The sequence below is a fragment of the Noviherbaspirillum aerium genome (assembly GCF_008929045.1).
Classification (GTDB): domain Bacteria; phylum Pseudomonadota; class Gammaproteobacteria; order Burkholderiales; family Burkholderiaceae_D; genus Noviherbaspirillum; species Noviherbaspirillum aerium.
The window spans coordinates 68,455-95,311 of the sequence record NZ_VFAH01000015.1 but is presented as its reverse complement, the minus strand read 5'-3'; the positions used below and the strand labels follow the sequence as shown (position 1 = coordinate 95,311).

General features: G+C 57.0%; 27 protein-coding genes. 12 read left to right on the top strand and 15 right to left on the bottom strand.

All coding sequences use genetic code 11. The annotated features are described in order from the left end of the window. Window positions 1–21: 21 nt before the first annotated feature. Genes FH061_RS20005 through FH061_RS19995 form a run of 3 tightly spaced genes read right to left on the bottom strand, consistent with a single transcriptional unit; the run spans window position 22 to window position 3,984 of the window. Entirely contained in the window at window positions 22–1,203 is a 1,182-nt protein-coding gene (locus tag FH061_RS20005) for an acyl-CoA dehydrogenase (protein ID WP_151637594.1), read from the bottom strand. Window positions 1,204–1,236: 33 nt separating this feature from the next. Beyond that, window positions 1,237–2,439 carry a 3-oxoadipyl-CoA thiolase gene (locus tag FH061_RS20000; protein WP_151637593.1) on the bottom strand — a complete coding sequence of 401 codons (1,203 nt, stop codon included), beginning with the start codon at window positions 2,437–2,439 and terminating at the stop codon, window positions 1,237–1,239. A gap of 3 nt (window positions 2,440–2,442) precedes the next feature. After that, entirely contained in the window at window positions 2,443–3,984 is a 1,542-nt protein-coding gene (locus FH061_RS19995) for a 3-hydroxyacyl-CoA dehydrogenase (RefSeq protein ID WP_151637592.1), read from the bottom strand. Window positions 3,985–4,327: 343 nt separating this feature from the next. On the opposite strand from FH061_RS19995, the gene FH061_RS19990 reads away from it, so the two are divergent. The 5 genes from FH061_RS19990 to phbB all read left to right on the top strand — a co-directional run bounded on the left by FH061_RS19990 (window position 4,328) and on the right by phbB (window position 10,424). Continuing rightward, a complete protein-coding gene (locus FH061_RS19990; RefSeq protein ID WP_151637591.1) occupies window positions 4,328–5,863 on the top strand; it encodes a class I adenylate-forming enzyme family protein in 1,536 nt (511 codons plus the stop codon). A 197-nt stretch (window positions 5,864–6,060) separates the two neighbouring features. Continuing rightward, the gene (locus tag FH061_RS19985; protein WP_225984751.1) at window positions 6,061–6,873 is read left to right on the top strand and encodes an IclR family transcriptional regulator; all 813 of its coding nucleotides are present in this window, start codon (window positions 6,061–6,063) and stop codon (window positions 6,871–6,873) included. 526 nt (window positions 6,874–7,399) lie between these two features. Further along, the gene (locus tag FH061_RS19980; RefSeq protein WP_192805154.1) at window positions 7,400–7,867 is read left to right on the top strand and encodes a MarR family winged helix-turn-helix transcriptional regulator; all 468 of its coding nucleotides are present in this window, start codon (window positions 7,400–7,402) and stop codon (window positions 7,865–7,867) included. Window positions 7,868–8,444: 577 nt separating this feature from the next. After that, window positions 8,445–9,620 carry an acetyl-CoA C-acetyltransferase gene (locus FH061_RS19975; RefSeq protein WP_151637589.1) on the top strand — a complete coding sequence of 392 codons (1,176 nt, stop codon included), beginning with the start codon at window positions 8,445–8,447 and terminating at the stop codon, window positions 9,618–9,620. Between the two features lie 63 nt (window positions 9,621–9,683). Further along, complete coding sequence (phbB, locus tag FH061_RS19970) at window positions 9,684–10,424, top strand: acetoacetyl-CoA reductase (protein ID WP_151637588.1); 741 nt, start codon at window positions 9,684–9,686, stop codon at window positions 10,422–10,424. Between the two features lie 131 nt (window positions 10,425–10,555). Here phbB and FH061_RS19965 read toward each other — a convergent pair whose 3' ends face one another. Continuing rightward, entirely contained in the window at window positions 10,556–11,212 is a 657-nt protein-coding gene (locus tag FH061_RS19965; protein WP_151637587.1) for a DsbA family protein, read from the bottom strand. A gap of 280 nt (window positions 11,213–11,492) precedes the next feature. Here FH061_RS19965 and FH061_RS19960 point away from each other — a divergent pair, with 280 nt between their 5' ends. Continuing rightward, window positions 11,493–12,209 (top strand): hypothetical protein, encoded by a 717-nt coding sequence (locus FH061_RS19960; RefSeq protein ID WP_151637586.1) that lies wholly within the window; start codon window positions 11,493–11,495, stop codon window positions 12,207–12,209. 391 nt (window positions 12,210–12,600) lie between these two features. Here FH061_RS19960 and FH061_RS19955 read toward each other — a convergent pair whose 3' ends face one another. Beyond that, complete coding sequence (locus FH061_RS19955; RefSeq protein ID WP_225984758.1) at window positions 12,601–13,605, bottom strand: SLAC1 family transporter; 1,005 nt, start codon at window positions 13,603–13,605, stop codon at window positions 12,601–12,603. A gap of 123 nt (window positions 13,606–13,728) precedes the next feature. Between FH061_RS19955 and FH061_RS19950 the strand changes: the two genes are divergently transcribed. Further along, window positions 13,729–14,511, top strand: a complete 783-nt coding sequence (locus tag FH061_RS19950) for a phasin family protein (protein WP_318841034.1) — start codon at window positions 13,729–13,731, stop codon at window positions 14,509–14,511. Window positions 14,512–14,633: 122 nt separating this feature from the next. Here the strand turns inward: FH061_RS19950 and FH061_RS19945 are convergent, their stop codons facing one another. Then, window positions 14,634–15,419, bottom strand: coding sequence for a carboxymuconolactone decarboxylase family protein (locus tag FH061_RS19945; RefSeq protein WP_225984750.1), 786 nt, complete (start codon window positions 15,417–15,419; stop codon window positions 14,634–14,636). A 186-nt stretch (window positions 15,420–15,605) separates the two neighbouring features. On the opposite strand from FH061_RS19945, the gene FH061_RS19940 reads away from it, so the two are divergent. After that, the gene (locus FH061_RS19940) at window positions 15,606–15,899 is read left to right on the top strand and encodes a winged helix-turn-helix transcriptional regulator (RefSeq protein ID WP_318841033.1); all 294 of its coding nucleotides are present in this window, start codon (window positions 15,606–15,608) and stop codon (window positions 15,897–15,899) included. 43 nt (window positions 15,900–15,942) lie between these two features. Here the strand turns inward: FH061_RS19940 and FH061_RS19935 are convergent, their stop codons facing one another. Genes FH061_RS19935 through ypfJ form a run of 3 tightly spaced genes read right to left on the bottom strand, consistent with a single transcriptional unit; the run spans window position 15,943 to window position 17,372 of the window. Next, window positions 15,943–16,170, bottom strand: coding sequence for an RNA-binding S4 domain-containing protein (locus FH061_RS19935; protein ID WP_404822486.1), 228 nt, complete (start codon window positions 16,168–16,170; stop codon window positions 15,943–15,945). Beyond that, window positions 16,167–16,448 (bottom strand): hypothetical protein, encoded by a 282-nt coding sequence (locus tag FH061_RS19930; RefSeq protein ID WP_151637583.1) that lies wholly within the window; start codon window positions 16,446–16,448, stop codon window positions 16,167–16,169. The genes FH061_RS19935 and FH061_RS19930 overlap by 4 nt, the downstream gene beginning before the upstream one ends. Before the next feature lie 48 nt (window positions 16,449–16,496). Beyond that, complete coding sequence (ypfJ, locus tag FH061_RS19925) at window positions 16,497–17,372, bottom strand: KPN_02809 family neutral zinc metallopeptidase (RefSeq protein ID WP_151637582.1); 876 nt, start codon at window positions 17,370–17,372, stop codon at window positions 16,497–16,499. A gap of 1,065 nt (window positions 17,373–18,437) precedes the next feature. On the opposite strand from ypfJ, the gene FH061_RS19920 reads away from it, so the two are divergent. Continuing rightward, window positions 18,438–19,007, top strand: coding sequence for a thermonuclease family protein (locus tag FH061_RS19920; protein ID WP_151637581.1), 570 nt, complete (start codon window positions 18,438–18,440; stop codon window positions 19,005–19,007). A 93-nt stretch (window positions 19,008–19,100) separates the two neighbouring features. Here FH061_RS19920 and FH061_RS19915 read toward each other — a convergent pair whose 3' ends face one another. The 3 genes from FH061_RS19915 to FH061_RS19905 form a co-directional block, all read right to left on the bottom strand. After that, the gene (locus tag FH061_RS19915; RefSeq protein WP_151637580.1) at window positions 19,101–19,721 is read right to left on the bottom strand and encodes a CDP-alcohol phosphatidyltransferase family protein; all 621 of its coding nucleotides are present in this window, start codon (window positions 19,719–19,721) and stop codon (window positions 19,101–19,103) included. A 636-nt stretch (window positions 19,722–20,357) separates the two neighbouring features. Next, window positions 20,358–20,849 carry a phasin family protein gene (locus FH061_RS19910; RefSeq protein ID WP_151637579.1) on the bottom strand — a complete coding sequence of 164 codons (492 nt, stop codon included), beginning with the start codon at window positions 20,847–20,849 and terminating at the stop codon, window positions 20,358–20,360. Window positions 20,850–20,955: 106 nt separating this feature from the next. After that, window positions 20,956–21,450 (bottom strand): phasin family protein, encoded by a 495-nt coding sequence (locus tag FH061_RS19905; protein WP_225984749.1) that lies wholly within the window; start codon window positions 21,448–21,450, stop codon window positions 20,956–20,958. A gap of 659 nt (window positions 21,451–22,109) precedes the next feature. Between FH061_RS19905 and FH061_RS19900 the strand changes: the two genes are divergently transcribed. Both FH061_RS19900 and FH061_RS30590 read left to right on the top strand, forming a co-directional pair. Further along, window positions 22,110–22,313 (top strand): transposase, encoded by a 204-nt coding sequence (locus FH061_RS19900; RefSeq protein WP_151637578.1) that lies wholly within the window; start codon window positions 22,110–22,112, stop codon window positions 22,311–22,313. Between the two features lie 363 nt (window positions 22,314–22,676). Then, window positions 22,677–22,847: a hypothetical protein gene (locus FH061_RS30590; RefSeq protein ID WP_192805153.1), complete on the top strand. Its 171-nt coding sequence runs from the start codon at window positions 22,677–22,679 to the stop codon at window positions 22,845–22,847. Between the two features lie 51 nt (window positions 22,848–22,898). On the opposite strand, the gene FH061_RS19890 is transcribed toward FH061_RS30590, so the two are convergent. Then, entirely contained in the window at window positions 22,899–23,237 is a 339-nt protein-coding gene (locus FH061_RS19890) for a CzcE family metal-binding protein (protein WP_225984748.1), read from the bottom strand. Window positions 23,238–23,466: 229 nt separating this feature from the next. Between FH061_RS19890 and FH061_RS19885 the strand changes: the two genes are divergently transcribed. Continuing rightward, window positions 23,467–25,440, top strand: a complete 1,974-nt coding sequence (locus tag FH061_RS19885) for a right-handed parallel beta-helix repeat-containing protein (RefSeq protein ID WP_151637576.1) — start codon at window positions 23,467–23,469, stop codon at window positions 25,438–25,440. A 104-nt stretch (window positions 25,441–25,544) separates the two neighbouring features. On the opposite strand, the gene FH061_RS19880 is transcribed toward FH061_RS19885, so the two are convergent. Both FH061_RS19880 and FH061_RS19875 read right to left on the bottom strand, forming a co-directional pair. Further along, entirely contained in the window at window positions 25,545–25,958 is a 414-nt protein-coding gene (locus FH061_RS19880; protein WP_151637575.1) for a hypothetical protein, read from the bottom strand. Between the two features lie 177 nt (window positions 25,959–26,135). Continuing rightward, window positions 26,136–26,423 (bottom strand): HU family DNA-binding protein, encoded by a 288-nt coding sequence (locus FH061_RS19875; protein ID WP_151637574.1) that lies wholly within the window; start codon window positions 26,421–26,423, stop codon window positions 26,136–26,138. Window positions 26,424–26,857 lie beyond the last annotated feature (434 nt).

Genomic DNA, 26,857 nt, shown 5'->3' with positions numbered 1-26,857 from the left:
GAGCGCCGCCGATCCGAATGATCAGAAGGCGGCAATGCCGGTCTGCTCGCGGCCCAGGATCAGCGCATGGATGTCGTGCGTGCCTTCATAGGTGTTGACGACTTCCAGGTTGACCATGTGGCGGATCACGCCGAATTCGTCCGAAATGCCATTCCCGCCCAGCATGTCGCGCGCCATGCGCGCCACGTCCAGCGCCTTGCCGCAGGAATTGCGCTTCATCATCGAGGTGATGGCCACGGCGGCGGTGCCTTCGTCCTTCATGCGCCCCAGGCGCAGGCAGCCCTGCAGGCCCATGGTGATCTCGGTCTGCATGTCGGCCAGCTTCTTCTGGATCAGCTGGTTGGCGGCCAGCGGCTTGCCGAACTGCTTGCGGTCGAGCACATACTGGCGTGCGGTATGCCAGCAGGATTCGGCGGCGCCGAGCGCGCCCCAGGCAATGCCGTAGCGGGCGGAATTGAGGCAGGTGAACGGGCCCTTCAGGCCGCGCACTTCCGGGAAGGCGTTCTCTTCCGGGCAGAACACTTCATCCATCACGATTTCGCCGGTGATCGAGGCGCGCAAGCCGAACTTGCCGTGGATGGCCGGTGCGCTCAGCCCCTTCCAGCCCTTTTCCAGCACGAAGCCGCGGATCGCGCCTTCGTCATCCTTCGCCCAGACCACGAACACATCGGCGATCGGGGAGTTGGAAATCCACATCTTGCTGCCGGTCAGGCAGTAGCCGCCGTCGACTTTCCTGGCACGGGTGACCATGGAGCCGGGATCGGAGCCGTGGTTCGGCTCGGTCAGGCCGAAGCAGCCGATCCATTCGCCGGTGGCCAGCTTGGGCAGGTACTTCTGTTTTGTCTCTTCATTGCCGAATTCGAAGATCGGCACCATGACCAGCGAGGACTGTACGCTCATCATCGAGCGGTAGCCGGAATCGACGCGTTCGACCTCGCGGGCGATCAGGCCGTAGGACACGTAGTTCAGGCCGGGCCCTCCGTACTGTTCGGGAATGGTCGGGCCGAGCAGGCCGAGTTCGCCCATCTCGCGGAAGATGGCCGGGTCGGTGGTTTCATGGCGGAAGGCTTCGAGCACGCGCGGCTGCAGCTTGTCCTGGCAATAGGCGTTGGCGGCTTCGCGGACGGCGCGTTCGTCGGCGGTGAGCTGCTCGTTCAGCAGCAGCGGGTCGTCCCAGTGGAATTGAACTTTGTGGCTGGACATGATGGTCTCCGATCTTGAATGCGTGGACTTTGCTTAGACTTTTTCGATAACGACGGCCAGGCCCTGGCCGACGCCGATGCACAGGCTGACGACCGCATAGCGGCCGTTGCGGCGGGCGAGTTCGCGGCTGGCGCTCAGGGCCAGGCGGGCACCGGATGCGCCGAGCGGATGGCCGATGGCGATGGCGCCGCCGTTGGGATTGACGCGGCTGTCGTTGAAATCGATCTCCAGCAGCTTCAGGCAGCCGAGCACCTGGCTGGCGAAGGCTTCATTGATTTCAATGATGTCCATGTCGGCCAGCGACAGGTTGGCGCGCTGCAGCGCCTTGCGGATCGCATAGACAGGGCCGATGCCCATGACGCGCGGCTCGACGCCGGCAACCGCCGCCGACAGGATGCGCACCATCGGCGCCTTGCCGGCCTGCTCGCCGACGGCACGGCTGCCGATCAGGAGAGCCGCTGCACCGTCATTGATGCCCGACGCATTGCCGGCCGTGACGACGCCGCCTTCGAACAGCGGCTTGAGCTTTTCGAGTGTCGCGGCGGTGGTTTCGGGGCGCGGATGCTCATCCTTGTCGACCAGTACCGGCGGCGTCTTGCGGCCGGTCGGCACGCTGATCGGATGGATTTCGCCGGTGTAGAAACCATCCTGCAGCGCGGCGTGGTATTTCATCTGCGATGCCAGCGCGAAGGCATCGGCCTGCTCGCGGGTGATGCCGAATTCATGGGCCACGTTGTCGCCGGTTTCCGGCATGGTGTGGCCGCCGAATTCCTTGGTGACCTTGGGATTGGGGAAGCGGGCGCCGATGGTGGTGTCGAATACCTTGAAGTCGCGGCTGAATGCGGATTCGGATTTGGCGACGACGAAGGGAGCGCGGCTCATGCTTTCCACGCCGCCGGCCAGATACAGCTCGCCTTCGCCGCAGGTGACGGCACGGGCTGCATCCATGATGGCGGCAAGGCCGCTGGCGCACAGCCGGTTGACGGTCTGTCCGGCGACGGTCACCGGCAGGCCGGCGGCGAGCAGGGCATTGCGGGCGACGTTGCGCGAATCCTCGCCGGCTTGGTTGGTGTCGCCAAGGATCACGTCTTCGATCTGTTCCGGTTTCCAGGGATTGCGGGCGACCACGGCGCGCATGACTTCGGCCGCCAGGTCATCGGGACGCACCGCTGCCAGAGCGCCGCCATGGCGGCCGATGGGGGAACGCAGGCCATCGTAAATGTAAGCGTCGAGCATGGATCAGATCTCCTTGTGATGTAGTGAGAGGCCGAGCAGGGCGCGACGCTGCAGCCAGGGGCTGGGGCGGTAGCGGCTGTCGCCGGTTTGCTGTTCAAGATTCTTCAGGATGGCAAGCACGGTGCGCGGGCCGAGCTGGTCGCCCCAGGCGAGAGGGCCGAGCGGATAGCCGAGGCCCAGCGTCACCGCGCGGTCGATGTCCTGCGGATCGGCGATGCCCTGCTGCGCGATTTCACAGGCGATATTGACGATATGCGCGACCACGCGCTGCGAGACCAGTCCGGCGCTGTCGCGGATGACGCTGACCGGGGTACCGGTGGCGCCGAACAGGCCGCAGGCCATTGCCAGATACTGCGCATCGGTGGCCGGCGTCGTCATCACCACACGGCGGCGGCTGGCATCGAACAGCGCTTCCACGCCCACCGTGCGACGCGCATCCAGGTTTTCACGCACGCAGCAGGTGGTGGCGTCTTCGCCGAGCGGGGTCACGATGCACAGCGCGGAATCGCTGGGGCGCTCGCCCGATTCCAGCGGAATGCCGGCGGCGGCGATCAGCACCGCGATGCGCTCGGCCAGTTCCGGACGTTCCTGGCTAAGCCAGGCACTGGTTGCCTTGGCGGTAGGCTGCGCCGGTTCCGCGACGGCTTCCTTCTTGCCGTCGGCGCCGTAGCGATAGAAACCGTGGCCCACCTTCTTGCCGAGCGCGCCCGCGGTCAGCATCTGGCGGGTATGCACCTGCGGACGGAAGCGCGGCTCTTCATAGTACTGGTGGTAGATCGACTCCATCACCGGATGGGAGACGTCGAGGCCGGTCAGGTCCAGCAGCTCGCACGGACCAAGGCGGAAGCCGGCGGTGTCGCGCAGGATGTTGTCCAGCGCCGGCACCGATGCGACGCCTTCAGCCAGCAGGCGCAAGCCTTCGGTGCCGTATCCGCGCCCCGCATGATTGACGATGAAGCCGGGCGTATCCTTGGCCCGCACTGCGGTATGGCCCCAATGCTTGCCGAGCGCGAGCAGGTAATCCACCACCGCGGGCGCGGTCAGGAAGCCGCCGATGGCTTCCACGATCTTCATCAATGGCACCGGATTGAAGAAGTGGAAACCGGCGACGCGCTCCGGATGCTTGAGGCCGGCGGCGATCGCGGTGACAGGCAGGGAAGAGGTATTGGTAGCGAGGATGGCGTCGGTGGAAACGATGCCTTCGAGGGAAGCGAACAGTGCCTTCTTGGCATCGAGATTTTCCACGATGGCTTCGACGATCACATGGCAGTCCGCCATGTCGTCCAGGCCCTTGCACGCGGCAAGCCGTTCGCCGGCCTGCTGTGCCGCGGCTCCATCCAGCTTGCCCTTTTCGACGAGCTTGCCGAAGGTGGCAATCAGTTCGTCCCGCGCCGCCGCGGCGGCGCCTTCCCGGCCGTCGTGCAGGCGCACGCGGGCGCCTGACAGCACGGCGATCTGCGCGATTCCCCTTCCCATGATGCCGCAGCCGACCAGCCCGATGATCAAATCCGGCGAAGTCGGCGCCGGCCGTGATCCTGTCTCCATCCTTATCTCCTCAGATTTGGAATAAAGTTCTGCAGTGCAGAAGAAAAATCCTTAAAACGGCACTGTATGTGTTTGCCTACATGATGTCAAGAAATCGCTTCCCGTCTCGCCGTCGATTGCCTTGGACTTAATTCAAGGAATTTAATGTGTCGCCAGGAAAAGTTGCCAGAAATCTGGGTCAGCTGTTTGGTTGTCATTAGCTTCATGCATTGTTGAACTGCACAGTGGAACATTATTCCGCATTTCGATTGCATTTCAATTTGCTGTATGCCACTATTTCGGCTTGCACGACAGGCAATACGAGGCGGACGTCCTTGCATGCCATGTAATTGAGGAAGATGTCATGAACCATACCGTCAACCAGCCGGGCAGCCCTTGCCGAATCCATGAGGTTTTCCTGACTTGGACCGCCAGTTATCCGGACAAGATCGCGCTTGCGGATAGCGAACGCCGGCTTTCCTACGGAGAACTGGCTACAGCGGTCGACGAGGCGGCCGGCAAACTGCAGGATGCCGGGGTGCGCGCCGGCGACCGGGTCCTGCTGGTGGCCGAGAACTGCGTTTCCCTGGCGGTATGCATCCTTGCCGTCAGCCGGCTGCAGGCCTGGTCGGCGACGGTCAACGCACGCCTGTCGGCACGCGAGATCGACAATTTCCTGTCCCATTCCGGCGCCCGTATCGCGCTGTACTTCAGCGCTGTCTCGTCACAGGCCAGGGCCCATGGCGAACAGCGCGGCGCGAAGACGGTCGAGTGGCCGGCCATTGGGTCATTGATGCTCGGACCGCTGAACGAGGGCACGCAGCCCGAACCGGTGGAGGAAGACGGCGCGAAACAGGTAGCCGCGATGGTCTATACCTCGGGCACGACCGGTGCGCCGAAAGCCGTCATGCTGACCCATGCCAATCTCCTGTTCATTGGGGCCAATAATTGCCGCATGCGCAAGCTGGTGCCGACCGATGTCATTTACGGCGTGCTCCCGCTGTCCCATGTCTACGGACTGTCGGCGCTGCTGGTTGCCGCACTGCTTGGCGGCGCATCGCTTCATCTCGTGGCGCGCTACCAGCCCGAAACGCTGGCGCATGCGCTTGCCAACGAGGGCATTACCGTGATGCATGGCGCGCCCGCGATGTACGCGAAACTGCTTGAATGGGGAGAAAGCAACGGGGTGGCGCTACGCGCACCCGCGCTGCGCGTTGCCCAGTCGGGCGGCGCTCCTCTGACCATGCCGCTGAAGGAAGCATTCGAAAAAACCTTCGGCCTGATCCTCCAGAACGGCTACGGCATGACCGAAGCCTCGCCGTCCATCTGCCAGACCCGCCTGGATGCGCCCCGCGCCGACTGCTCGGTCGGCCAGGCCATTCCCGGCGTCGAAATCCTGCTGCATGGCGCCGACCAGGACAGCGAGGGTGTCGGCGAATTGTGGGTACGCGGTCCGAACGTGATGAAAGGCTATTACCGCGCGCCGGAACTGACTGCCGAGGCGGTCACGCCGGACGGCTGGCTGCGTACCGGCGATCTGGCCTGCCAGCAGGATGATGGCGCGATCGCCATTGTCGGCCGCAGCAAGGAGCTGATCATCCGCTCGGGCTTCAACGTCTACCCGATCGAAGTGGAGCAGGTATTGAACGCCTATCCCGACGTGGTGCAGTCCGCGGTCGTTGGCCGCACCGTCGAGGGCAACGAGGAGGTGGTGGCGTTTGTGGAATGCGCGCAAGGCAGCACCATCGACATGGAAGCGCTGCGTGCGCATCTGAAGGCCAACTTGTCGCCGTACAAGGTTCCTTCCGATGTCATCGTTCTCGAACAGCTGCCGGCAGCTGCCACGGGCAAGATCCTGAAGAAGGAATTACAGCAGCGGGCGCAGCAGATGCATGTTTGAAGAGCATGCCGGAGGTGCATGCCTGAAATGCATCCTTCCCCGGGCGCAAGCCATGGAATCGAATTCATTGATTTTGCTTTGGCAGCGCGATGTCGGATAATGCCGTGAAGCAGCTATTTACCAATCGTCGCGGCTACACCTCGCAAGCCGCCCGTAACACTGGATGAGGAAGGCGACCGCAATTGAAACGAGATGCCATGGACGACGTCAACGACATCAACGAAGAAGACATGCCGGCGGCAAAGCAGTCCAACGCCAAGGAAGACCGCCATTTCGTCACCGCGCTGGCGCGCGGCCTGGAGTTGCTGTCCTGCTTTCGTTCCGGAGAAAAGATGCTCGGCAACCAGGAACTTGCCGAAAGGGCAAAGCTGCCGAAGTCGACGGTTTCGCGCCTGACCTATACGCTGACCAAGCTCGGCTATCTGCAGTATGACGAGCAAGTCGGCAAATACCGGCTCGGCACCGCCAGCCTGGCACTGGGCAGCGCGATGCTGTCCAAGCTCGACATCCGCCAGTATGCGCGTCCTTACATGCAGGAGCTGGCCGACTTTTCCCATGCCACCGTGTCGCTCGGCATGCGCGACCGTCTCAGCATGATCTATATCGAAAACTGCCGCAGCCAGGCCGCGCTGACCTTGCGGCTGGACGTCGGCGCGCGCATCCCGATCGCACAGACCGCCATGGGCCGTGCCTATCTGGCGGAAACATCCAACAGCGAGCGCAGCGATATCCTGGAACGCGTGCGCGAACTCGACGAACTCAAATGGCCCGCCATCGAGGAGGGAGTCGCGCGTTCGGTCGAGGAATACCACCGCATCGGCTGCTGCACCTCGTTCGGTGACTGGCAGCATGATGTCAATGCCATTGCCGTCGCTTTCCGGCCCACCAACGGCACCTCCATCCTGAGCATCAATTGCGGAGGTCCCTCGTTCAATCTCTCTCCCGACTTCCTGCTCAACGAAGTCAAGCCACGTCTGCTGGAACTGGTCGAGCGCCTGCGCCGTCTGTAAGCTGGCCTTGCGGCGCCCGGGCGGCGCCGGTTTCCCGTCTCGCGTTTTTCCTGGGGCGCTACGCAGGTCCTGCATCAGTACCCCGAGCAGGTTGGCATTGTCACGGTTGATACGCAGCGATTCCGGCAGGCATTTGAGCCGGAAATCGCTGCTGACGTCGCGAGCGCATCCCGAGGAACTCCCGCGGCTATACGTGTAGCTCAAAGCCAGTCGCGCAGCATTGATGGCGGCCTGGTCGGTCTACAAGGTTGCACGTGCGCTGTCGACTTGGCTTTGCACCGTATCAACTGCGCCTTGCGAAATGAAGCCTTTGCCTAGGAGGTGGCGGCCGCGCCAGCTGGCGCTCGAAATCGGAGAGAACAGCAGCACAAGAACAGTAACGGGAAAAGGTTTCTCCATGAAGAACGGAAACAAGCTCCGCAACGCCTTCAAGGCGGCATGCAGGGCAGGATGAAGCCCATGGTCCAAAATAGTTAGCTATGCAAACTATTCTGGCATATGAGCTAAAATCGCTTGCATGGGCACCATGAAACCACTGACGAAACTTGTCGAGATGCAGGCGCAGGGCACCATCCAGGAAAAATTCGGGGTGGCCATTGGCGATGTCAGCCGCGCCTGGCGCGACAAGGTGACGCAGCGCCTGAAGCCGACCGGCTTGAGCCAGTCGCGCTGGACTGCCTTGCTCTATCTCTCCCGCATTGAAGGCGGACTTGCCCAATCGGATCTGGCGCGCATGCTTGGCATCGAGCCGCCGACCGTCACCCGCCTCGTCAAGCAACTTGAGGACGAAGCTTGGGTCACGCGGATTGCGCCTCCGGAGGATGCGCGCGTCAAGATGGTGCGTCTTACCCCCAAGGCAAGACGCGTCGTGGTGCGCATCAATGCCGCCATTAATCAATTGCGTGCGGAAACCGTCGGCCGGCTGAGCGAAGATCAGGCGAGGGCAGGGTTCGATACGCTTCAGATTCTTCAGAAATTGATTGATGAAGCCTAGGGCCTGTCCACCCTTGATCCGAAAGATGCGTTCGCACCATAACGCGTGTTGGCGGAGGCGGTAGCGGTGACGACGCATAGGCTGGCCCCTTTGCCAGCGATGCAACGCCGCCAGCGCGCGTTACGGTGGAAACTCTCCCGGAAGGCACTGTAGGCGTCGCATGGCAGCGTTACAAGGGGACGCCGAGTCGTCCTTGCCGTAGCACCACTACGACGCGTCCTCGTGCCTGGCCCTGCAAGGCTTACGGCACCTTCACACTCCCGAATCAAGTATGAACAGGTCTTGGTGAAGCGCAGCCGCGTATTGAAAGGTAAAGCCCCGTAGCCGGTTCGCCCTTTTTCTTCATGATTGGCTCAAAACTTGCTATATTGCAAAAGCCGGGCACGTTAGCATGGCAAAAAGAATCATAAGAATCAGCAGTGCGTGCATTTTCCGCTTGGAGGGGATTGATCCAGATCAATCGGCATGATTTACCTCAACGTTATGATGAAACTCTGACTCTTTTATCAATGCGCTTTGCCCGCGCAATGCAATTTAAATAAGTTTTTATTCTGTTTTGTCTTGGAGAGGAGTTGCAATGAGTGATGTCGTTATCGTCGCTGCGGGACGTACCGCCGTGGGTAAATTCGGTGGAACGCTGGCGAAGACCGCAGCGTCGGACCTGGGCGCGCATGTAATTAAAACCCTTATTGCCAAGACAGGCATTGCACCGGAAATGGTCAGCGAGGTCATTTTGGGCCAGGTGCTGACTGCGGGCGTCGGGCAGAATCCTGCTCGGCAGGCCGTGATCCGCGCCGGCCTGCCCGACATGGTGCCTGCAATGACCATCAACAAGGTATGCGGAAGCGGCCTGAAGGCAACCCATCTGGCAGCGCAGGCAATCATGTGCGGCGATGCCGAGATCGTCATTGCGGGCGGCCAGGAAAACATGAGCGCGTCGCCACATGTGCTCAACAATTCTCGCGACGGATTCCGCATGGGCGACGCCAAACTGGTGGACACCATGATTGTCGATGGCTTGTGGGATGTCTATAACCAGTACCACATGGGCGTCACCGCAGAAAACGTCGCCAAGAAATACGGCGTCTCGCGCCAGGAACAGGATGAGTTCGCCACTGCTTCCCAGAACAAGGCGGAAGCGGCGCAGAAGGCGGGCAAGTTCAAGGATGAAATCATTCCGTTTGAAATCCCCTCGAAAAAAGGTTCGATCGTTTTCGATACCGATGAATTCATCAAGCCCGGTGTGACGCTCGAGGCCCTTTCGGCACTGCGTCCCGCATTTGCCAAGGACGGCACGGTGACCGCCGGCAACGCTTCCGGCATCAACGACGGCGCCGCCGCGGTGATCATGATGTCGGCCAAGAAGGCCGATCAGCTCGGATTGAAGCCGCTGGCCCGCATCCGCGCCTATTCCTCCGCCGGCGTCGATCCCACCATCATGGGCATGGGGCCGGTGCCTGCTTCGCAGCTGTGTCTGCGCAAGGCCGGCTGGACGCATGAGGAAGTCGATCTCATGGAGATCAATGAAGCTTTCGCGGCGCAGGCCATCGGTGTCAACAAGGAGATGGGCTGGGATACCAGCAAGATCAACGTCAATGGAGGCGCCATCGCCATCGGCCATCCGATCGGTGCGTCGGGCTGCCGTATTCTGGTGACTCTGATCCATGAAATGATCCGGCGTGATGCAAAACGCGGACTTGCCAGCCTCTGCATCGGCGGCGGCATGGGCGTGGCGCTGGCCATCGAACGCTAGTTTTCGGCAGTGTGTTGCAAGGCAGTGCATTCGTTCTAACTCACAATAGAGAGAGATAACAACATGGCAAGAGTCGCATTAGTTACCGGTGGCATGGGTGGTCTGGGAGAGGCAATCTGCATCAAGATGGCGGCACTCGGTTATCAGGTCGTCACGACCTATTCACCCGGCAATACCAAGGCGCAGGACTGGCTGGCGTCGATGGAATCGCAGGGCTACAAGTTCCGAGCCTATCCATGTGACGTCTCCGACTACGACTCCGCAGTGGCTTGCATCAAGACAATCACCGACGAAATCGGCCCGGTGGATGTGCTGGTGAACAATGCCGGCATCACGCGCGACATGACTTTCAAAAAAATGGACAAGGTCAACTGGGATGCGGTGATGAAGACCAATCTCGATTCCGTGTTCAACATGACCAAGCCGGTATGCGATGGCATGATGGAACGCGGCTGGGGCCGAATCATCAACATCTCATCGGTGAATGGACAGAAGGGCGCATTCGGCCAGACCAACTACTCTGCGGCAAAGGCCGGCATGCATGGCTTCACCAAGGCGCTGGCGCTTGAAGTGGCGCGCAAGGGCGTGACCGTCAATACCATTTCGCCGGGCTATATCGGCACCAAGATGGTGATGGCCATCCCGTCGGAAGTCCTGGAATCAAAGATCATTCCGCAGATCCCGATGGGACGCCTGGGCAAACCGGAAGAAGTTGCGGGATTGGTCGCCTATCTCGCATCGGATGAGGCTGCCTTCCTGACCGGCGCCAACATCGCCATCAACGGCGGACAGCACATGCATTGATCGACTCCGGTCACTGATATACGGCTGCCAATAAAAAACCCTGATCCGCTGTAGCGGTCAGGGTTTATTTATTCCTGGTCTCGACAAGACTGGGCAGGAAAAGGAGTATGCCTGCCAACGCCCCGTGTTCTTCAGGCAGGGGCGGTGGTTTCCGTTTCAGCGTCAACCAGGGCCTGCATCAGTTCGACGAGTTCCGGCATGGTGACGTAACCGGATGTCACCAGGTCGAGTGCACCGTCCCGCTCAAGAACAAGCGTCGGAAAACCTGTGATCTCCCAACGCTTGGTCTGCTCGAAGTCCTGATACGTCGCCATGACGGCGGCTTCGGACTTGAATGTGGCATGGAATGCTTCCTGGTCCATCGGAATGCCGGCCGCCGAGATGGCCTTGGCCGCGATGTCGCAAAGTATTCCGGTCTGCGTCACATCCTTGCCTTCGGCATAGAACGCCGTCTGGATCGCCTCGAATACCGCAAGGCATGCAGCGGGCGCGAGCAGGCGTGTAGCGACCACGGCGCGGCAGGCGGGTTCGCTGTCGTAGATGAAGTCCTTCCTCTCCGTCGCTGCCGGTGCCAGTGTCAGCCCGGTACGCTCGCCAACCTGTTTCCAATGGTTCTGCAACTTGGCCTTTAGGGCATCGTCCATCGACGCAGTGTTATAGGCGCGCAGTCCGCCGACGATAATGTCGAGCCGAAGACCCGGCAAGCCATCGAGCAGGGCCTTCAGTTCAGCACTAAAGCCATAACACCAGGAGCACATCGGGTCGGCAATATAGATCAGGCTCGGCATGGTTTGCTTTCTTGATTTCGGTCATTCGGGACAGGTTGGATGGCCGATACTATCCGATACCGGCCCTTGTCCGTCCCTTGAACATGCCCGAAATATCCGGCCTGTTTGCGGGAATGCCGTAATCTCGCCGGAACCATGAACTTACAGGCAGGATAAAACTCTATCCGCCAGGATTGTTGACATCGCTGCAAGCATTGTCGCTGCACGTGCCGACACCCCTGTTCATTTGGAAATTGAGTCCTACACTGAGTTATCCAGCAGCGTTTTTTCGGAGAGGTTTATGCGGAGCGATTACATCCATCGGTTTGGTGCGGAAATTGATGAGGCGCATGAAAAGATGCGCAAGGACGTCATGCGGACGATCGAGTCGCATGGAAGCAAGACCATCTCCGACCTGCCGGACATGACCGAGGGCGAACGCGTCAAATGGCTGTTCTGGAACCTGCATGAGAATCTCGAGGATTTCAGGCGGCTGGAGCCGACACTGATCGGTCAGATCATGTGTACCCAGCTGACCGTCACCGACGGGCTGTCCATGGCGACTGAAAAGGTCGGAATGGAAAAGAAGATCGCGCTCATCTGCAGATGGCATCTCCGCCTTGCCTATACTTCGTATCAGAACGAGGAAGCCTATCCTATCGGCGAGGGGTCGGTAGATCTTGCGGTCGTCAACTCGACACCTGAGCAACCTCCGCTGCAAAAAAACCAGAAGGGTTATCTCGACTCGGACAGTTCACTTTACCCAAACCAGCTCTATCTCTATGGCTGGGTAACACCGCCCATCTGGGATGCCATCAAGGAACACCTGTATTCGCCCACGCCAAACTGTCATACCGATCTTATCCTGCGCGATGACTGCCTGTTTCCTGTCAAAAGCGGCTTCGATTTCGTGGCGGGTCCGCCAGGGGCAATTGGCATCACCAACCTCGAATTCTGCGTATCGTCGCATTCCGTTGAACGGCGATCCAGCAGGCGTACTGAAACCTTGCAGCGCTAGGTTGCTGGGTTGGATAAGCGTCACGAGCGGTTCGGAATTGCGTTGAAGAGCCGGAGTGCCTACGTACGGACATACGCGAGCACTGTTGACACCGTATCCATCCCAACCCATCAGCCTGGCAAGCCCCACTAGGGCTTGTTCACACTGCATCCGGAAGCGCGAAGGCGCCGTAGGCGTTGCAGGGCCAGGCACAACGACGCGTCGTAGCGGCGCTGCGGCAAGGAGGGCTCGCCGTTCCCTTGTAACGCCACCAGTGCGCGTTATGGTGGGTACGCATCTCCCGGATCAAGTGTGAACAGGCTCTGGTGCCCGCTATGCCCGCCGTAACTCATCTCATGATTTGGGATGGGCATTGAATCCCGATAGTCTCCTCATAACCTCTCAAAATCTACTACGGCAGAAGCCGCCCGCGTACCAGTAGTATCGCGGTGCGCAGCAGAAGCCAGGCGATCACGGCGGTCGCTGCGAACAGGGCCAGCATGCCGATCCATGATGGCCAGCCCCCACGCTGGCTTGCCTCAAGCACGACACTAGCGAAGGCGGCCACCGGAAAGGAGAATGACCAGAATCCAATCGCGAAGGGAATCCGGCTCCACCAGCGATAACGCGCGAAGACGCTCACAAACGGAATCACCGTCAGGCCAATGCCTAGCATGATCGCCTGGGACGGCAGACTCGGCCAAAGAGTCGCTGCCGACAAGGTCGCGACGGCCGGCGGCGCCAGTTCTATGCCGATGGTTGCCCGCAGCGGTTCAGGCATCGGGCCTTCAAACAATTGACCGAGAACGCGCATTTCAAGGATCGCCCAACCGGAAAGGCCGGTGCTGAATAGCAGTGCCGCACATTCATCATAATGCAGGACAGCCAGTGCCATGGCCCCCACCAGAAAGCCTCCTACGACAGGCAAGTACAAAGCTGGCGTAACGGCGTTGCGCGGCAATTGGCCAGTCGCAAGCAGGTAAATTGTCCGGCCCGCGATCAGGCCGTTCAGTAGCAACGCGCCAATACAGCATAGCAACCAGATGCCTTGCTCCGGGTGCTGCAGAAGAATCACCGCCAGCAGGGCAGACAAGGGAATCAGCGACTGGAGCGAGCCTTGCACGGGGTGGCGAAACTCGTCCAGTACGGCCTGTGCATGGCGCTTGCATTTGAGTGCATAGAGGAGCGTTGATATGACCCAGATCGTCAGGGCGAGATAAAGGATCATTTCACTGATCGTGGCAGCGCCGCTCCAACCGGATGCGGCCGCGCGGCGCCATGCAGCAACCAATCCGAATAATCCGACAGAGATGGCAAATATGCCGGCCGGAAATCTGCTCAGCCATGAGCCGCGCTGCGGCGTATTGTTCGGACCAAAGAGATAATAAAGCCGCGCATGGTGAGGGTCGTTATTCATCTTGATCAATCCGGTTATTGCTCACCGCACATCGTGCGTTTCGCGACGACGCAGGTTGAAGCGGCACGACGTTCGCCGCCTGAGGTTGGCCATGTGATTTATCTTAGCTGATTTGAGAATTTCATGGAGGTAGCGGTCATGTGCTGGCGTTCGGCTTTCATGCTCCAACGATCGCGATCTGAAGCAATAAAGACCACCAGGAAAAAGCCTGAGCTCACGCTCCCGCATTGCACAAGAACATCCTTGATGGCGGCATCAAGCGTCCTTAAAATAGGCGGCTGTTGCAATGCACAACACCCGCAACTTTTCCATGCTCTCTGTGGTCTATCGAGCCCTATTCTAGGAGATAACATGTTCCCATCCCAAGACGCCATTTCCCAAGCAGCCAAAGCCAATATCGAATCCAGTCTGAACTTGTACACTGCCTTGAGCGGCAAAGCGCTCGAAAGCATGGAGAAGCTGTGGACACTTAATCTGACGGCTGCGAAGGCGTCTCTCGACGAGTCGTCGGCAACAACCCGGCAGTTGCTGGAGGCGAAGGATCCGCAACAGTTCGTCGCGCTTATCAACGCGCAAGCGAAGCCCGCACTGGACAAGGCAGTCGCCTATAACGGCCATCTGGCCAATATTGCAAGCGGGATGCAGGCAGAGGTTTCCCGCGCCGCGGAGCGGCAGTTCGCGGACTTCAGTCGCCAAGTCGGACAATTTGTCGACGAGGCCGCAAAGAATGCGCCACCAGGCTCGGAAAATGCCGTGGCCATACTGCGAACCGCATTCGGCAATGCAGCTGCAGGCTACGAACAATTCAACAAGACAGCCAAGCAGGCGGTTCAGGCATTCGAAACGAATCTCGCCAACGCCGCGAGCCAGTTCACGCCAGCCTCACCCCAGGCCGCGACAGTGTAAAGCATTGCCCTGAGCAACATCGAGGTATCCTGCTCGATGATTGCCCCCAAAGAAAAGGCCGCATTGCGGCCTTTTGTTTTGACCTCTTTCAAGGGAGGAGGCGTCGAACACGAGAAGCAGTTTTAGGGAGCAAAGCCCGGTGCAAAGCTTTCCTTCTCGATCCGAAAAGCGTTCGTCATGAAAGAGATGGTATGGTAGTAGCCCGTAAGCGCAACCAGCTCAAGCAGTTGTTCGGCGCTGAATTCTTCGTGAAGCCCCTTCCATAATTCGTCGCTGACCTGTGCACGATCATGCAGCTCATCAACCAGTCTCAGCAGCAGGCCGTCGCTTTTACTCCATGATGTATACAGCGGTTCGCGGCTAGCGCGGATCTCATCGCCGCTCAGGCCCGCCTTGCCTGCGAAAAAGGCGACGTGAACTCCCCATTCATACTCGGAATTGCATCGAGCGCAGGTGCGGAGAATGATCAGCTCGCGCTGACGCAAGGTCAGCGGGCCCTTGTCGAGGAAGCTGCCGGCGAACATCCGTGTCAGTACTCTCGGGCTATGCGACATGGTGCGAAACAGCTTGAGCGGCGCTTGCCCCGGAGGCATGGCGCGAGCCAGAGCGTCAGCTACTGCAGCATCATAAGGACCATTGAATGGAGCAAGTCTAGGATCGGTGGCGGATTCCAACATCATTTCTCCTTTAGTAAGCAGGCAGGGTAATAGAGCGGATTGTGGGTGAATAGAAGATTGCATCGGCGTGTCTGGCGCATGGTTACGTTGTCTGGCGATGATGTGGTCCGCGAAACGGCGTTTTTCTCGCCTTGATATGCCGCCTCCCAGTGCAAATCGATTCTTCCGTGCACCCACCGCAATCCGTTCCAGGCTGTATTCGATAGGCTGCAGTTGGGTCCGTGTCTGCATCCGCACCTGCGGTGCTTAACTCAAATCCGAACCGCTCGACGCTTCTCGGATACGGCCTGGGCGCGCAGCATATGGACTGCATGCTACGTTTACTGTAGCATATTGCTACACATTCAGTAGCGGGAAATTATGGCTTCGATCAAACCTGGAATGTCTGTTCGCGGTTCGCGGACAGGCCGGCCCGTCATGGCTTTGCTTGATTTGCTTGGCAGGCGCTGGGTATTGCGCATCCTTTGGGAACTGCGCGACCGTCCTCTTACCTTTCGGGAGCTGCGTGAGCATTGCGACGACATGTCGCCCACCGTTCTCAATCAACGGCTGCGTGAATTGCGCGACTCGGATATCGTGATACTGGAAGAGCCCGCCGGTTATGCGCTCAGCCGGCAGGGGAGGGAATTGCTCGATGCATTAATGCCCCTCCAGCGTTGGGCGGAACGCTGGGCGAAACAGCAGGGAGAAAAGGAAGACGGGGAAGGCTGAGCGCACGCAGTTTCAGCGGGAACGGCTTGCAGTCGGCTTGTAGTCATCCCGCCAACAATCTGATGCGGATATGGCCCAGGCTTACCATCTGACCCGGCCGGACCTTGCAGGTTTTGCGCATTTCCACCTGTCCGTCGACAAACACTTCCCCTCGCGCGACGATGGCCTTGCCCGCACCTCCGCTATCGGCAATCCCAACCAGCTTTAGAAGCTGATTCAATTCGACATACTCGCCTTCCACGGTGAAATCAATGGCTTGAATACGTGTCATTGCAACTTCTCCAGCGTTTGTTCCGCCTTGTCGAGCCAGACGGCTAGATTGGCCTGCAGATCTTCCTGGCTGAACGAGCAGCTTTCTTCGGTAAACAGGCTGCCGGCTTCCATCCTTCCCAGCAGATCCTCCATGACTTGCGCATAGCGGTCGGGAAGGGCGGTCAGCAAGGCTGTCTGGCCGCGCCATGTTCGGCAAAATTCGTTCAGGCTCGTCTGTTTCGCTTTTAATGCGTCGAGCGAAGCCCGGAGCAAGGCGAGAGTGGGGGCAAAGGACATGTAGAGCGATTCATCGGGAAAGCCGGCATTGTATAGGAAGGCGCATGCTTATAGCTGCTTGGCTTCAAACGTATTGCAGGCAGTGACCTGGCCGCTCTTTATGCCCTGCGTAAACCAGCGGACCCGCTGCGCCGACGTGCCGTGCGTGAAGGAGTCCGGCACCACATGTCCTTGGGATTTGCGCTGGAGCGCATCATCGCCGATGGCACTGGCGGCATTCAGCGCGGCCTCCACATCGCCGGCTTCAAGTATATTGCGCGCACGGTTGGCATGGTTTGCCCATACCCCTGCAAAGCAGTCAGCTTGCAATTCAAGCCGCACAGACAGGGCATTGCCCTCTGCCTCCGACGAGTTGCGTCGCGCGGCATGGACCTTGTCGGAGATGCCCATCAGGTGCTGTACATGATGCCCGACCTCATGCGCAATGACGTAGGCCTGCGCGAATTCGCCGGACACATTGAATCGTTGCTGCATCAGCCGATAAAAGCTTAGGTCGATATAGATGCGTTGGTCTCCAGGGCAATAAAAGGGACCCATAGCCGATTGCCCTGTACCGCAAGCTGTCGGTGTGCTGCCCGAAAACAGGACCAGCCGCGGCTTCGCATAGTTGGCGCCCTGCTGGCTGAAGATGGCGGTCCAGGTATCTTCCGTATCGGCCAATACCGTCGACACAAATCGGGTCATTTGGTCGGATGCAGGAGGATTTTGCGTCGGCATCGGCTGAGACACGGATGTTCCCGGCGAGCCACCAGTCAACATGCTCAACACAGTCATTGGATTGACACCAAGAAAATAGGAGGCAACGAGTGCAATGGCGACTGTACCGAGTCCTATTGACCGTCCCCCGAATCCGCCGCCTCCGAAGCCTCCAGCGCCCCGCCGATCTTCGATATTTTCGCTCTCACGATTACCTTCCCATTTCATGGCGCCTCCGTAATCTTGCCCGTCGATAAAAGTCTAGAGTTTTTATAAAAGCAAGAAACGCGCTCAACTTGAATACGTTCAGCTTGGAGGTCCCCCCTTTGGCTAAGGCGTTTGCCATTTGTTGTTTGGACAAAATGGGTGCAATTTTTACAGATCAATTACGTACCTTTAATGCATTCCTTAAGAATGCACCTGCTCTGACATAGGCTCTATCATCCGAGCGGTGAACTGAACTAACTGCAAGCCGTTGTTCTGGCTTCCAGTTATCTTTTCTCCGAACATGTGTCGCCTCGGGTCGTAATGACAAAGGGTAAAAAAACGAATGGGCTGCCAAGGTAAAGAACAAGCCGGGCAAGCGATGTCTTGTTCAGGACCTATAGCTGAAACTTTATCGGGCGCGCCATGAAGAAGAACGTCAATATCCGATCACGCACAATAGGTTTTCCACCAAGGACAATAGCCAATGCGGTTGAGACAGCGTTCTGCGTTTGCAAGGCTTGCGTCCGGAACACGTTAACAAGATCAGTTTGGTATTCGCCAAAAGGTAAAACACATGGCGAAAAAAAACCCGCCACAAGAGCGGGTTCAAATCCAATTCAAGAAGAGTTGGAGGAGACAAGATCACTTTAATGCGATGCACAATAAATTGCCGCTTTTATTCCGTGATATGAGGTATTCACCGAACTCATATCTAAAAAAGGAAAACCCCGTAAGACAATGCTATACGGGGTTCCTGTCTCTCTCGTCGTCCTGGCTTGGATTTTTTTGTTACAGCGGGCAGATATTACACCGAAAAATTCAAAATCTTTAAAAAGATTCTTTTGTGAATCTAAAAATTTCGGGTTTTGTACTCTGCAACATGCACGCATTCCAAATTTCATTTGCAGGTATTGGCAAAAAATTACTTCCAATCCAGCTATTCCCCGTGGAGAACCGCAGTGATAGGGTAGCCTTGGAAAAATGCCATTTGTGGGGATTTGGCACAGGACAAAAAATTTAGTTGCAATTATGCATCGGGTTTCTTACAGTACATCGATCCCTCCGCCTATGTCACAGTGGCATTAAATGAAATTATCACATCGCAGTGCGAGTTTTCTCTTCATTGGTACTTTATTAACGTCTTCCGTCGCATATGCAGAGAAGGTCAAGAGCATTGAGGACGGCAACACAATGACCATCTTGCTGGATGAGCGCCCGGTTCTTCTCAAACTTGCGCATATTGACGCCCCGGAAAAGAAGCAGGCTTTCGGAGAAGCTTCCCGTCAAGCACTAGCCGAGCTTTGCCTTGGAAAAAATGCCGTCCTGCAAAACAAGCAATTCGATTATGCAGGCACATTGGTCGCGGTTGTTCAATGCGATGGCAATGAAGCAAATCGGATACAAGTTGAACGAGGTTTTGCCTGGGTGGATCCGAAACACAATAACGATCTATCTCTTCCCGCATTGGAAGCGATGGCACGCCGTGATCGCCGAGGGCTCTGGAGCGAGGATGATCCGACTCCGCCATGGAAATTCCGCCGTTCGGGACGGAAAACTAAACTTTCCCAAGTGCGTCATTCAGACGATGCCATTTGCTTCGTCGATAAATGGGGCAGTTATCGCATCGTGGATGGCGACCGTCGATATGGATGTTGACCTGGTATTTCTTGAGTGATTATCTCATTGTCCGATTGTCGTCCGATGCGCAATTAATGCATCTGGAATCAATCAACGCTTAGCGAGTGATTGCTATGGCTTGGGGATGCGAAGTGTTTTGCTGATCATCATGCTTCCCGAAACGACAAACACAAGTACGAGGGGATGCAGGCTCCATGGCCCCAAGTCCCATACTCCGCCGTATAGTGCATCGCCTATACGGCCTTGAAACGCCGCAAATGCCAGGATGGCGGTAATAATGACGCTCGTCGGTATTGGCGTCCCTTCAAAATAGGCAACCTTTTCTCCCCCTTGCGATAGTTCTTCGGCAGTGACATTGAATCTTGCCAGTCTGCTAACGCCGCAGCATACAAAATACATCAGTGCAACCGCGTCCCATCCTCCCTGCATTCCAACGGCAAAACCCAGCGTTGCCGGTGCTACACCAAACGAAATAACGTCTGCAAGGGAATCGAGTTCTCGGCCAAGAGGAGAATGCTGATGTCGCCAACGTGCGATCATGCCGTCCAGCACGTCAAATAAAAACGCTAGGGGCGCCATTGCGGCGGCTGCGAACAAATAAGATTGCGATCTCGTAGAAACATACAGCATCGCAAAAAATACTGCAGCGACACCACATGCGGCATTGCCTAAAGTAAAGAAGTCTGCAAGATGGAAACCGCGAATCATCGAGAAGTGACGCGGTGTTTTCATGCCATGGTCCATAGGTATTTTCGTTCGAAAGGTTGCGCATCATTCGTCAACCATAATGTGATTGCATGAACGTCAATAAGGTTTCCCATGCGAGGGCCGAGTAGGGGCAGGCATTGATTCAATGCAAACCGTGTTCTGATCACGACTGTTGAGATGGCGGTAACTGTAAGGAGACAGACGCAGGCAGACGGAAAACTCTCATCGAAAGCGGGCTGGCCTAAGGCGGCTTTCCAACGTTCACGCCCGGCTGACTTTTCGAAAGCAAGGGTTATCGTGAGCCTAAAACTTGCTCTCTATTTGCGATGTTGTCGCTGGGTAGCAGATCAAGCTAATGATCGGCAATGTCCCCCAAGCTAGCGGATTCTCCAGCCGGGAACGTTCTCTCCCTAGCTGCTGTTATTTGTGGAATGATGCCGCCGTGTCTGTTGCTTCGGTCGGGCTGACATTTCGTGGACAGCTCAGGATGAGGCGACAATAGACGGCTTTCGTTGCCGCTTCGAGGGAAAGGATCTTCGAAGCGGCAACCTGGCGTTGCAGCGCACCTGCAGTAAGCGATCGCCTACGCGGGCCTTCTGCCGCAATTCAGGCTAGCGAACCTGAATGAATGTATTGCGGCAGACACGTCTTTGTGGGTAGTCAATGCACGTTAGCTGTCGTGCCTTTACCTGTGTCCGGCTTGCCGATAGGTGCGGCAATTTTTTCAAGGGTTGCTTTCTGCCGCTGGGTGGCTTTCTGAGTATCTTCGTTGGCGCGGCGTGCCACCTCGTCGGCGAGGGCGGATGCAGTGCGGCTGGTTGCCGGCACGTGCACTTCTGCGGTTTTTGCGAGATCAACCTGAGTGTTGGCTGCGATATTTGTGAGATGCTGCTGGTACACACGCAGCCGTTCTGCTGCGGGCTGCACCTGGCCGGCGGCAATCGACAGAGCCTCATAAGGGTTCTGTGCACTGGCAACTTCACGAGTGCTGTTCAATGTATCCTGCAGCACGTTTTGCGCAATACTGATGTTCAGATCATTAATCTTCTGCACGGTGGTAAAAAGCTGCTTCGAAAGTTCGGACACGAAGGTGAATTGCGATTCGAGATGAGCTTTTGCAGAAGGCGGAAGCGGTTGATTGAATAGGAACATGGCGACTCCAAAATAGACTAGATGGGAATAACGGAGCACTTCTCGTGGTATGCACTTGCATGCAATGCACTAGGAGTGGAATGGGCTTGAGATGACTGAACCGGTGTCATGTTGCAGGCCGGGCTGTCTGCGGCTTCTGTTCATCGCCACGTTCGAATGAAGTATTAAACCGTTCGAATGCAGCTTTCTGACGCGAAGCCGCCTTCTCGGTTTCCTCATTGGCCTTTCGTGCTACTTCGTCTGCGACAGCTGCCGCCGTGCGGCTCGTGTTGGGAACGTGAGTCTCTGCTGTTTTTGCCAAGTCGACCTGCGTACGCGCAGCAATATTGTTCAGATGCTGCTGATACTCCCGCACTCTTTCCGCGGAGGGTTGTGCCTGCGCTGCTGCAATGGAAAGCGCTTCGTACGGATCTTTCGCCACAATGACCTGCTGTGCGCTCGACAGCGAACCCTCAACCAAGGTCTTTGCCGCTTGTATATTGAGTTCGTTGATCTTCTGTGCTGTATCGAACATTTTCTGCGACAGCTCGGCGAACATCGAGTACTGTGCGTCGATATGCGCTTTCAGTGCCGGCGGGACTTCCTGCGAAAACGTAAACATTGTCGATCTCCTGTTAAGCTAAACATGAGGAAAACATTGCATGTGGCCAGCAATACAGGCAGTAGCGAGCACATGCAAACGGGCCTTTGTAGAGCTTGATATATTTAGCAAGTTCCAGCCAAAAGAGATAAAAATCGTGCATTGCACAATGGAAGTCTTCAGAGAGAAAACTCTGATTTAACTATTAGATATATTGCATTCGCAAAATAGAGCGGACTGGAAGACCACCGAGTCTTGACAGACTGAATTGGACACATGCAGCGATGTTTCTTCGCAGCGTAGCGTCGCGTAAATTTTGAGTTGTTGCTTGAGCAGGAAGAAACAGTTCAGCAATGGAGGAACAACTTTCACGCATGCGCACATATATTGAAGAATGTGAGCAGCCGGGAGAGCGTTTTCGTAATGATCGGCCTAGGCTGTGTCTGATAAGCGTTGCGAGCGGTTCGGATTGGCGCGGAGGAGCGCACACGTACGCAGGGCACACCGAGCGCCGCAGGCGTCAACCCGGACCGCGCAGCAGCTTATCAAACACAGCGTAGTCGGGACCGAGGCAGATTGCCGTTGGAGCAAGGCGTGACGACGCGACATGGTCTAGCCATGGCAAGGAGCAACGGCGCGGTGCCGGCGGCAATCTGTGCGGAATCGGCAGGCAGGGCAATGTGGAAACGCTCCGCTACGGCAAGTGGCATACCCTCTACACCCGTATGCTGCGTTGGTGCCGAGCCGGGGTGCTCGATCAGGTGTTCAAGCAATTGCAGCGCCGGCGGCTCATGCAGGTGCGTATCGAAGCGGTGTGTCTGGACTCGCGTATCGTCAAAGTGCATCCTGATGATAACGGCACGCCCAGAAAAACGGGCCCCTAGCGCTTGGACGCAGCCGACGATGCCACCTGTAGACTGGCCAATGTTATGGGCTGGATGCCGGTAGTGCTACCCAATCCACAGCGATGTAAGCCCTGGACATATGACCGGCAACTCTGTCGCAAGCGTAATCGAATCGAGCGACTGTTTCGGCGTCTGAAGGCGTGGCGTCGCGTATTTGCTCGCTATGACAAGCTGGATGTCATGTTCGCTGCGTTCATCACCTCGGCCCTCATCGCTGAAGCGCTGCGTTAGTGTGAACAGGCCCTAGTCATATCGATGCACCGCAGCCACATTGCTAATCCTCAATGCCATGCCACGACATGCCGCTACACTTGAAAAGTCTTAAACATTCATGAGCGATTTATGTGGCATTTCATCGCAGGACGCTGTGGCATTTGCGGCGCGAAAAAAGAATGGAGAGAGCGTGAATGTCACGGCTGCCATACCAAGCGGACTCCCTATGCCAACATTCTGCTTGGCTTTACGCTGACCCTTTGCGCGCTCGGCATTGTGGTTCTTGGTACACAAGCATAATCAGCCTCCTTCAGTCATCCCATCTGCTATCCATGCACTCGTGCCGGACCCTTACGGGGCTGTCAAATATTTTGGGTCTGGCGACACGTGAGCAATGACGGCGTGGCCAAGTATCCCGGGCGGCGCGACTTCTCTGAGATCAAACGAATCGATGGTTCGAGCTACATTGAAATGCCACGCGAACTCCCTGTCGCCGACAATGAAGCGTACCGAGTTACCTCCCTGGACGTTCACATGGCGGGTGTCGGGACCAATCGAAACAATCTGATCGGTATGTGCTGAGGCAGGAATTTCCTGTCCATACAGATCCTGATAGCTCGTGCGTGTTGCGCAGGATGTAACCAAGACTGATATCAGCATGGTTACTGCTTTGATCATGAGTTTATGCATTTTGATTTCCTCTTGCTTCGCTTGTCTTGTGATGCATATTTCGACTGCGTTGACCGCTTAAAATGCGCCCCGGAATACTGTCGTCCGGTATGACGCGACGTCAATTTCATTCGTGCATTCCCCTTTTTTGAAGATCATTTTTTCAACTTGAAGTACTTACATTATTCACGATTGGTAACAAAACATGAGGGTGAACTTGCAGTAAAAGCATTGAATTAAAGAAATTGAAGTGTTGAAATCGACGTCCGTTAATTATTTCGGCGTACGACGTGTTGTTGCGGGCGGCGCTGATCTGAAGATGCAGCCATTTCAATCTCCGATTATCTTGAAGCGCCTTGTCATGTCTTCTTCCATTGCCGTTGTCGTCGCTGCTTGTGGCGGAGGCGGCGGAAGTCCGGACAGCGTCGCTGCGGCAAGTACAGGCAACGACGTTTCCGCAAGCACCGCAGCGCGGCCTGAATCATCAAATGCGACGGTATCGGCTGAAGGCTTGCCACAAACGTCGTCCAATCCTGCCTCCGCAATCAGCTCGTCCACTTCCCCATCAACCTTGCCGGGAACGCCTGCGGCGATCGATACCGGTGCGTTACCAATTGGGGTCATTACGACGGCGCCAGTCCAGGGTACGCCGTTACCCGTGCTCGCCATGCCTTCCGGAATCGTCAATGGAAGCACCGTACAACTTGAATGCGGACGCATTTACCAAGGTACGCTTGACCTGAAGGGTAAATCGAATGTCACGGTGAAGACTGCAGGGGCTTGCGGAAAGGCGATTCTGTCGCCAGGGCAGGCCATAAACGGCTGGGTAAGACATCAAGGGAGCATCTACTCTGCACCCGTGAATACGGATGTGGCTCAGGTCAGCATTTCGGAACAACCGATGGCGAAAGCTCATTGGCCAAGTGCCGCGCAAGTCTGGGCGCGCGCAAGTTCATCGAACGAGTCGAGCCTGACCCATGCTATGCCCAATTCAGACCTCGTCGGTGCGACCCTGGTATTCAAACCTTATGAATGGGCGGTCGAAGCGCGGAGGATCACCGGGTACGCTGATGGCAGGATCGGCGTCGCCAGTACTGGCAACCTCAATTTTGACGGCTATCCGCTTGGTGGTCAGGTCGAATTTTATGTCGAAGGAAAATTGTGGATGCTCGACGAACCCGGAGAGTGGGCGGTCAGCGGAGGACGGTTGTATGTCTGGGCACCGGACGGCCAATCACCCGAGGGGCGTGTATGGGTTTCTCCCGACAGGGACGGTATCGATGCGAGCAATTCCCAATCGGTGACAGTCGACGGCGTTGCAATCTTCGGTGCAGCCAATGGCATCAATGCAATGGGCGCTGGCAACCTCAAGGTTAACAATGTCGAGATCCGCAATTCCTCGGGCAACGGCATTCTGAACTCTGCAGGTTCCGGCCTGCAAGTGAACGCTGCTGCAATACGCAATTCGAAACACGATGCCATCGCGATCAAATGGGGCGGTGGCGGCGAGCGCATTTCCAATTCCATCATTGACGCATCCGGAACCCTCGGCATGCCGACCAATGCGCATGCTGCAATCAACTTGACAGCTGGCGAAGGAGCCCTGGTACAGAATAACAAGGTAACCAATTCCGGCTATATCGGCATACGCGTGTATCGCAATGCAGTCGTGTCCGGAAACACCGTCGACGGTGCATGCAAGGTGCTTACTGACTGCGGAGGAATCTTTACATCGTCGCCAGAGCGAATGCGCCTTGATACCCGCATTGAAAACAATATTATCCGCAACGTCGGTGCTTCGCAGAGGCTGGCTTGGGGAATCTATCTGGGCGATTACGCCAACGGAACCGTTGTATCCGGCAATACCGTTACTGGCAGCGGCAACGGCATGGAAATACTCAACGGCTACGACAATGCAGTAACGGCTAACGTGTTTTCCCAGAACACCCAGGCTCATGTGCAGATTGTGGAAGCGGGAACGACACCAGTGGTGAACAATAACGCCTTTGCGGGCAATGTCTTCACAATATCCGGCAAACAGGAGATGTATCGTATCAGCAGCGACCTTGGCACTTCAGCCGTCATCCGTTTTGGAACCTATGCCGGCAATCGCTACATCAGTTCGTCTTCAATATTTGCAAACTTCAATGGCGAAGCGTTGAGCTTTGTACAGTGGAAAGCACGCACTGGCCAGGATGGCGATTCGACGCTGACGCCGCAATGATTTTCTCAACAACCTAAGAGCGTACGAACGCGTACTTAAGCGTACGAACGCGCATCAAGCAAAAACGCGGCATGTGAGCCGCGTTTTTGCCGTTGGGGATAAGATCAATGGTTCTCCGCCGAATCGACTATTCGTCCTGGCGCTTGTCGGGAACGGTTTTCTCCGCCGTCGGATCCAGCCTTTCCTGAAGACGTTGCGCGATCCGTTGAAGGATGCGCAATCTTGAATGATGCGTGTAATTGTCGATCAGTTTTGCCCGCGTCGCTTCTTCCAAGGCGGCGATTTCTGCGCGAACCCGGCGCAGCCTCCATCTGTAGTACCACTTCATTGCCGCTCCATGCGCGTAAAAAATCATGAAACGGATAGACCGTAATGAGCGGTGCTTGTTCCACATGAGAAAGCACGCGGTTCGATGCCAGCGCGCGCATGCTGCGAATGACGGGATATGTTGCTGGATCAAGAACTGGTCCGACTTGCGGAGGTGGATTCTGCGCGCCACGAACTTCACGCTGCTTCATGCTAGCCTTCGCCGGCAGAGTGTACGCATGGGTAGATGCCGGGCAGGGACATGCTGCACAGCTCGGTTCGGATGGATCTGTCTGTGCCGATCCTGAATCAAATTGATCAGCTGAATGCCGCCAGAACAGGCGGAAGCGGGGAGGAACGAGGAGCGGCGCAACGCCGCCCCGAGTCAATTACTTGACCTTGACTTTCGCGACCAGATCCTTGAGTGCGGGAGCGGCCTTGAAGCGCACGTTCTTGGATGCCTTGATCTTGATGGCTTCACCTGTAGCCGGATTGCGGCCCGTGCGGGCTGCGCGCTGTGTGACGGTAAAGGTGCCCAAGTCCGGGAAGGAAAAACGGCCTTCTTTCTTCAAGTCGGTGCCGACAAAGCCGAACACCTGTTCGACGATTTCCTTCGCCTTTACTTTTGTCAGTTCATGGTCTGCAGCGATCTTGTCGACGATCTCACTCTTGTTCATTCATCCTCCCTTTTGTTAGAAAAGCCACGCATGGCAATTGAGTGGCGAAATATAGCGCATCTTCTTCAATTTGGGGCGCTTTGCATCCATGGCATGAGGAACGAACTCCGCAATTTCAGCCGGTGCAGGAAGCCCGTTCGCGCAATGCCATTGAGTACCGGTGAGACCTGCGCTGCATGCTTGGGAAATTGATCGCTCTCAACACGTCATGTTGCCGCCATTTTAGAGTGGATGTACGCGGCGTTGAATGTCGAAAAAGCATATGGACTCGTGAAACATCGTGCTCTCCTGTCCCGAACGCGACCTGCCGGCTTGTTTCGGGATGGTATGCACGGTAACGCTACGGCGCTTGAGGCCATCGGGTCCATTGATGGCAGCAGCGGCAAAGCAAGGGCGACGTTCACGGACACCACGCCGCTTCGATTCGACCGGAC

Coding starts and splice junctions, on each gene's coding strand:
- FH061_RS19975 (WP_151637589.1), top strand. CDS start 8,445: ATGAGTGATGTCGTTATCGTCGCTGCGGGACGTACCGCCGTGGGTAAA.
- FH061_RS20000 (WP_151637593.1), bottom strand. CDS start 2,439: ATGCTCGACGCTTACATTTACGATGGCCTGCGTTCCCCCATCGGCCGC.
- FH061_RS19890 (WP_225984748.1), bottom strand. CDS start 23,237: ATGCATAAACTCATGATCAAAGCAGTAACCATGCTGATATCAGTCTTG.
- FH061_RS19985 (WP_225984751.1), top strand. CDS start 6,061: ATGGACGACGTCAACGACATCAACGAAGAAGACATGCCGGCGGCAAAG.
- FH061_RS19955 (WP_225984758.1), bottom strand. CDS start 13,605: ATGAATAACGACCCTCACCATGCGCGGCTTTATTATCTCTTTGGTCCG.
- FH061_RS19940 (WP_318841033.1), top strand. CDS start 15,606: ATGGCTTTGCTTGATTTGCTTGGCAGGCGCTGGGTATTGCGCATCCTT.
- FH061_RS19875 (WP_151637574.1), bottom strand. CDS start 26,423: ATGAACAAGAGTGAGATCGTCGACAAGATCGCTGCAGACCATGAACTG.
- FH061_RS19935 (WP_404822486.1), bottom strand. CDS start 16,170: ATGACACGTATTCAAGCCATTGATTTCACCGTGGAAGGCGAGTATGTC.
- FH061_RS19950 (WP_318841034.1), top strand. CDS start 13,729: ATGGAGGTAGCGGTCATGTGCTGGCGTTCGGCTTTCATGCTCCAACGA.
- phbB (WP_151637588.1), top strand. CDS start 9,684: ATGGCAAGAGTCGCATTAGTTACCGGTGGCATGGGTGGTCTGGGAGAG.
- FH061_RS19880 (WP_151637575.1), bottom strand. CDS start 25,958: ATGAAGCAGCGTGAAGTTCGTGGCGCGCAGAATCCACCTCCGCAAGTC.
- FH061_RS19910 (WP_151637579.1), bottom strand. CDS start 20,849: ATGTTCCTATTCAATCAACCGCTTCCGCCTTCTGCAAAAGCTCATCTC.
- FH061_RS19945 (WP_225984750.1), bottom strand. CDS start 15,419: ATGCAGACACGGACCCAACTGCAGCCTATCGAATACAGCCTGGAACGG.
- FH061_RS19965 (WP_151637587.1), bottom strand. CDS start 11,212: ATGCCGAGCCTGATCTATATTGCCGACCCGATGTGCTCCTGGTGTTAT.
- FH061_RS19930 (WP_151637583.1), bottom strand. CDS start 16,448: ATGTCCTTTGCCCCCACTCTCGCCTTGCTCCGGGCTTCGCTCGACGCA.
- ypfJ (WP_151637582.1), bottom strand. CDS start 17,372: ATGAAATGGGAAGGTAATCGTGAGAGCGAAAATATCGAAGATCGGCGG.
- FH061_RS19995 (WP_151637592.1), bottom strand. CDS start 3,984: ATGGAGACAGGATCACGGCCGGCGCCGACTTCGCCGGATTTGATCATC.
- FH061_RS19920 (WP_151637581.1), top strand. CDS start 18,438: ATGAAATTATCACATCGCAGTGCGAGTTTTCTCTTCATTGGTACTTTA.
- FH061_RS19960 (WP_151637586.1), top strand. CDS start 11,493: ATGCGGAGCGATTACATCCATCGGTTTGGTGCGGAAATTGATGAGGCG.
- FH061_RS30590 (WP_192805153.1), top strand. CDS start 22,677: ATGTGGCATTTCATCGCAGGACGCTGTGGCATTTGCGGCGCGAAAAAA.
- FH061_RS19905 (WP_225984749.1), bottom strand. CDS start 21,450: ATGTTTACGTTTTCGCAGGAAGTCCCGCCGGCACTGAAAGCGCATATC.
- FH061_RS20005 (WP_151637594.1), bottom strand. CDS start 1,203: ATGTCCAGCCACAAAGTTCAATTCCACTGGGACGACCCGCTGCTGCTG.
- FH061_RS19980 (WP_192805154.1), top strand. CDS start 7,400: ATGAAACCACTGACGAAACTTGTCGAGATGCAGGCGCAGGGCACCATC.
- FH061_RS19915 (WP_151637580.1), bottom strand. CDS start 19,721: ATGAAAACACCGCGTCACTTCTCGATGATTCGCGGTTTCCATCTTGCA.
- FH061_RS19990 (WP_151637591.1), top strand. CDS start 4,328: ATGAACCATACCGTCAACCAGCCGGGCAGCCCTTGCCGAATCCATGAG.